Below are 1,320 nucleotides of genomic sequence, written 5' to 3'. Positions count from 1 at the left end.
TAGTGAAACGATGCATCGCCGATGGTAGTGTGGGGTTTCCCCATGTGAGAGTAGGTCATCGTCAAGCACCTATACCAAAACCCCCGATCAGGAAACTGGTCGGGGGTTTTACTATGCGTCGCGGAAACTACGCAGAAATGGCCGGGCGCGGGCTGAGTGTGATAAGCGGCTGAGTCTATGCTCGATTAGAATAAGCGCACTTTTACTTGAGCCTCTTAATATGGCTGATCAGGCACCTCCTGCAGCGCCCCACCAGCTTCCGCTTGAGCAGCTGATTGCCTGCCACGAGTGCGATCTGCTGCTGCGCAAACCTGCACCTGAACAGGGTGAAAGGGTTGAGTGCCCGCGTTGTGGTTATGAGCTCTATACCCATCGCCATCAGGTGCTGCGCCGCAGCATGGCCTTGGTGGTCGCCGCGCTGCTGCTCTATCTGCCGGCGAATTTCTTACCGATCATGCAGCTCAATCTGCTCGGGCAGGCCAGCGAAGACACGGTCTGGAGTGGGGTCCTCGGCCTCTACAACAGCGGCATGCAAGGTGTCGCGGTGGTGGTGTTCCTCTGCAGCATGGCGGTGCCGCTGCTCAAGCTGCTGTGCCAGTTCGCCGTGCTGTTGAGCATCCGTCTGGATATTGGTCGCAGTTATGGATTGTTGCTCTACCGGATTTATCACCACCTGCGCGACTGGGGCATGCTCGAGGTCTATCTGATGGGCATTCTGGTGGCGCTGGTCAAGTTGGCCGATTTGGCCGATGTGAGCCTGGGCCTGGGTCTGCTGTGTTTTATTGCCTTGCTGTTGGTGCAGGTGTGGCTCGAAGTGACCATGTCGCCCCATCAAATCTGGGAAGCGCTGTCAGGGGAGGATGGGCATGCGGGCGATTGATGCGGGATTGCTGATTTGCCACGAATGCCATCAGCTCAACCCCATACAGGCTGATGCGGCTAAGCAATTCTGTTCGCGCTGTGGCGGCCCCCTGCATGCGCGGCGGCCAAACAGTCTGGCGCGTACCTGGGCCTTGCTGCTGACCGCAGCCATTCTGTACATCCCGGCTAACCTGTTGCCGATCATGACGGTCAATTCCCTGGGCAAGGGGCAGTCCGACACCATCATGTCGGGGGTGATCGAACTGGTGAACTACGGCATGTTGCCGATTGCCGCCGTGGTCTTCGTGGCCAGCATTCTGGTGCCGACCTTTAAACTGGTTGGCATTGGGCTGCTGCTTTACTCGATACAGCGGCATCAGCCGATGTCCGCGCGTCAACGTATCTTGATGTACCGCTTTATCGAATGGATCGGGCGCTGGTCGATGCTGGATATCTTCG

2 protein-coding genes are annotated in these 1,320 nt (G+C 57.8%); both read left to right on the top strand.

The annotated features are described in order from the left end of the window. Nucleotides 1–220: 220 nt before the first annotated feature. Nucleotides 221–880, top strand: coding sequence for a paraquat-inducible protein A (locus Q8Q83_RS01120; protein WP_305620384.1), 660 nt, complete (start codon nucleotides 221–223; stop codon nucleotides 878–880). Next, nucleotides 867–1,320, top strand: a 454-nt coding sequence (locus tag Q8Q83_RS01115) for a paraquat-inducible protein A (RefSeq protein WP_305620382.1), incomplete at its 3' end; no start/stop codon positions are given. The genes Q8Q83_RS01120 and Q8Q83_RS01115, both read left to right, overlap by 14 nt.

The sequence above is a fragment of the Pseudomonas sp. genome, assembly GCF_030696055.1.
In the GTDB taxonomy this organism is placed as follows: Bacteria; Pseudomonadota; Gammaproteobacteria; order Pseudomonadales; family Pseudomonadaceae; genus Aquipseudomonas.
Note: the sequence above shows the minus strand (reverse complement) of the source record. Positions and strands in the feature narration are given on the sequence as shown.